Source organism: Pseudomonas sp. R62, from assembly GCF_000257605.1.
Lineage (GTDB): Bacteria > Pseudomonadota > Gammaproteobacteria > Pseudomonadales > Pseudomonadaceae > Aquipseudomonas > Aquipseudomonas atacamensis.
In genome coordinates this window covers 2,151,560-2,154,842 of the sequence record NZ_JH635999.1, presented here as the reverse complement: position 1 = coordinate 2,154,842, position 3,283 = coordinate 2,151,560, and the positions used below count along the sequence as shown (strand labels likewise).

Sequence of the window (3,283 nt, the reverse complement as noted above, 5' to 3'; positions counted from 1 at the left end):
CTGTTCAACGTGCCGCTGGCGGTGTGGATTCTCGAAGGTTTCATGTCCGGCGTGCCCAAGGAGATCGACGAAACGGCCTACATCGACGGCTACAGTTTCCCCAAGTTTTTCGTGAAGATTTTCATCCCGTTGATCGGTTCCGGTATCGGCGTCACGGCGTTTTTCTGCTTCATGTTTTCCTGGGTCGAGCTGCTGCTGGCGCGCACGCTGACCTCGGTCAACGCCAAACCGATTGCGGCGGTGATGACGCGCACGGTGTCGGCGTCGGGGATCGATTGGGGCGTGCTGGCAGCGGCGGGGGTGTTGACCATCCTGCCGGGCATGCTGGTGATCTGGTTTGTACGCAACCACGTGGCCAAGGGCTTTGCCCTCGGTCGGGTATGAGGAGCTGATGATGGAATGGATGAGCTGGACGACACCGACCGCCGCGTTCTTCATCGGCATCGGTCTGATTCTGGTGGGCATGACCACCTGGGAATTGCGCTCGCCGAGCATTCTGCGGCGCGGGTTTCTGCCGATTGCCACCACCCGTGGCGATCGCTTGTTTATCGGTCTTCTCGGCAGCGCCTACCTGCATTTGCTGGTAATCGGCGTCACCGACTGGAGCATCTGGGTGGCGTCCGCGTTGTCCCTGGTGTGGCTGTTGGCTGTGATGCGTTGGGGCTAGTCGAATCGTTCGGCAACGCGGCTCCACAACTTAAACAGGAGGTCTCTATGTTCGATAAAAACAATAAGCTGCGACATAGCATTTCATTGGCAGCCATGCTGGCACTCAGCGGTCTGAGCGCATCTGCCTGGGCCGACGCCTACGAAGATGCTGCGAAAAAATGGATCGGCAGCGAGTTCAAGCCCTCGACCCTGACGGCCGAACAGCAGCTCGAAGAATTGAAGTGGTTCATCAAGGCCGCCGAGCCGTTTCGCGGCATGGACATCAAGGTCGTTTCCGAAACCCTGACCACCCACGAATACGAGTCCAAGGTGCTGGCCAAGGCCTTCAGCGAAATCACCGGGATCAAACTCACCCACGACCTGCTGCAGGAAGGCGACGTGGTCGAGAAAATGCAGACGGTGATGCAGTCGGACAAGAACATCTACGACGGCTGGGTCAACGACTCCGACCTGATCGGCACGCACTTTCGCTACGGCAAGACCGAATCGATCACCGACCTGATGGCCAACGAAGGCAAGAACTTCACTTCGCCGACCCTCGACATCAAGGACTTCATCGGCATCTCCTTCACCACCGCGCCGGACGGCAAGATCTATCAACTGCCCGACCAGCAATTCGCCAACCTGTACTGGTTCCGTGCCGACTGGTTCGAGCGCGCCGATCTGAAAGCCAAGTTCAAGGAAAAGTACGGTTACGAGCTGGGCGTACCGGTGAACTGGTCGGCCTATGAAGACATCGCCAAATTCTTCAGCGAAGACGTCAAGGAAATCGACGGCAAACGCGTCTACGGCCACATGGATTACGGCAAGAAAGACCCGTCGCTGGGCTGGCGCTTCACCGATGCCTGGTTCTCCATGGCCGGTGGCGGCGACAAGGGACTGCCCAACGGCTTGCCGGTGGACGAGTGGGGCATCCGCGTCGAGGACTGCCACCCGGTCGGCTCCAGCGTGACCCGTGGCGGCGACACCAACGGCCCGGCGGCGGTGTTTGCCACCACGAAATACGTCGACTGGCTGAAGAAATACGCACCACCGGAAGCGGCCGGCATGACTTTCTCCGAGTCCGGCCCGGTGCCGTCGCAGGGCAACATCGCCCAGCAGATTTTCTGGTACACCGCGTTCACCGCCGACATGACCAAACCCGGCCTGCCGGTGGTCAACGCCGACGGCACACCGAAATGGCGCATGGCGCCGTCGCCTAAAGGCCCGTATTGGGAAGAGGGCATGAAGCTCGGCTATCAGGATGTGGGGTCGTGGACGTTCATGAAATCCACGCCTGAGAAACAGAAACTCGCGGCGTGGCTGTACGCGCAGTTCGTCACGTCGAAAACTGTTTCGCTGAAGAAAACCATCGTCGGCCTGACACCTATTCGCGAGTCGGACATCAACTCGCAGGCCATGACCGATCTGGCGCCGAAACTCGGTGGTCTGGTCGAGTTCTATCGCAGCCCGGCCCGCGTGCAATGGTCGCCGACCGGCACCAACGTGCCCGACTATCCACGTCTCGCTCAGCTGTGGTGGAGCCATATCGCCGAAGCCGCCAGCGGCGAGAAAACACCGCAACAAGCGCTCGATGGCCTGGCCAAGGATCAGGACCGCATCATGGAACGCCTCGAGCGCTCCAAGGCCCAGGCCACTTGCGCGCCGAAAATGAACCCGGAACGCGATGCGCAATACTGGTTCGATCAACCGGGCGCACCGAAGCCGAAACTGGCCAACGAGAAGCCGAAGGGTGAAACCGTGAGCTATAGCGAACTGCTGAAATCCTGGGCTGATGCGCGCAAATGATGTTGGAAATGTGAGAAGCGAACGGCACCGGAAGGTGCCGTTTTTTTTGCTGCCGGATCTGCCGCTTTCGCGAGCAGGCTCACTCCTGCTGGGTGTGCGATGCACCCGGATGCTATGAGCGACACACACACACCTGTGGGAGCGGGCTTGCCCGCGATGACGCTTGCATAAACGCCGGCGGTATCGACTTCTGCTACAAACAAAAAACGGCACCTGCGAAGGTGCCGTTTCCATTCCAGCCAGATCAGCCGAGCAATCAGCCCGCCAGACCCGCCTGCTGTACCAGCACCAGCAATGGCTGCGGGTACACGCCCAGGAAGAATGCGACCAGGGCGATGGCCAGCAGCATCACGCCGCCTGCCTTCTGTTCCCAGTGCAGCTGGGCGTCGTGGCGACGCAGGTTAGGCTCGATCAGGTACAGGGTGACCATCACGCGCAGGTAGTAGAAAACGCCGATGGCGCTGCCCAGTACCAATGCGCCGACCAGCCACCACTGACGCGTTTCGACGCCGCTGGCGATGATGTAGAACTTGCCGATGAAGCCGGCGGTCAGCGGGATGCCGGCCAGGGACAGCATCATCACGGTCAGCACGGCGGTCAGGTACGGACGGCGCCAGAACAGGCCGCGGTACTCGTACAGCGCGTCAGCGTCGCGGCCGTTGTACGGCGACGACATCAGGGTGATCACGCCGAACGCGCCGAGGCTGGTGATGACATAAGTCACCAGATAGACGCCGATGGCTTCCACCGCCAGACCCTTGCTCGCCACCAGCGCGATCAGCAGATAGCCGAAGTGCGCAATCGACGAGTAACCGAGCAGACGCTT

4 protein-coding genes are annotated in these 3,283 nt (G+C 60.4%); 3 read left to right on the top strand and 1 reads right to left on the bottom strand.

Going from position 1 to position 3,283, the window contains the following annotated elements; genetic code table 11:
- The 3 genes from OQK_RS27525 to OQK_RS27515 form a co-directional block, all read left to right on the top strand.
- Window positions 1-384: ABC transporter permease subunit (locus OQK_RS27525; RefSeq protein ID WP_016775288.1), on the top strand; the 384-nt coding region annotated here is incomplete at its 5' end.
- Between the two features lie 10 nt (window positions 385-394).
- Window positions 395-667: a DUF2160 domain-containing protein gene (locus OQK_RS27520; protein WP_038861868.1), complete on the top strand. Its 273-nt coding sequence runs from the start codon at window positions 395-397 to the stop codon at window positions 665-667.
- Between the two features lie 47 nt (window positions 668-714).
- Window positions 715-2,457 (top strand): ABC transporter substrate-binding protein, encoded by a 1,743-nt coding sequence (locus OQK_RS27515; protein ID WP_016775286.1) that lies wholly within the window; start codon window positions 715-717, stop codon window positions 2,455-2,457.
- A 256-nt stretch (window positions 2,458-2,713) separates the two neighbouring features.
- Here OQK_RS27515 and OQK_RS27510 read toward each other — a convergent pair.
- The coding region (locus tag OQK_RS27510; RefSeq protein ID WP_038861866.1) for a proton-conducting transporter transmembrane domain-containing protein at window positions 2,714-3,283 on the bottom strand (570 nt) is incomplete at its 5' end.

What these genes read in the sequence shown, in the direction of transcription:
- OQK_RS27515 (WP_016775286.1), top strand. Translation starts at nt 715, where the DNA reads ATGTTCGATAAAAACAATAAGCTGCGACATAGCATTTCATTGGCAGCC.
- OQK_RS27520 (WP_038861868.1), top strand. Translation starts at nt 395, where the DNA reads ATGGAATGGATGAGCTGGACGACACCGACCGCCGCGTTCTTCATCGGC.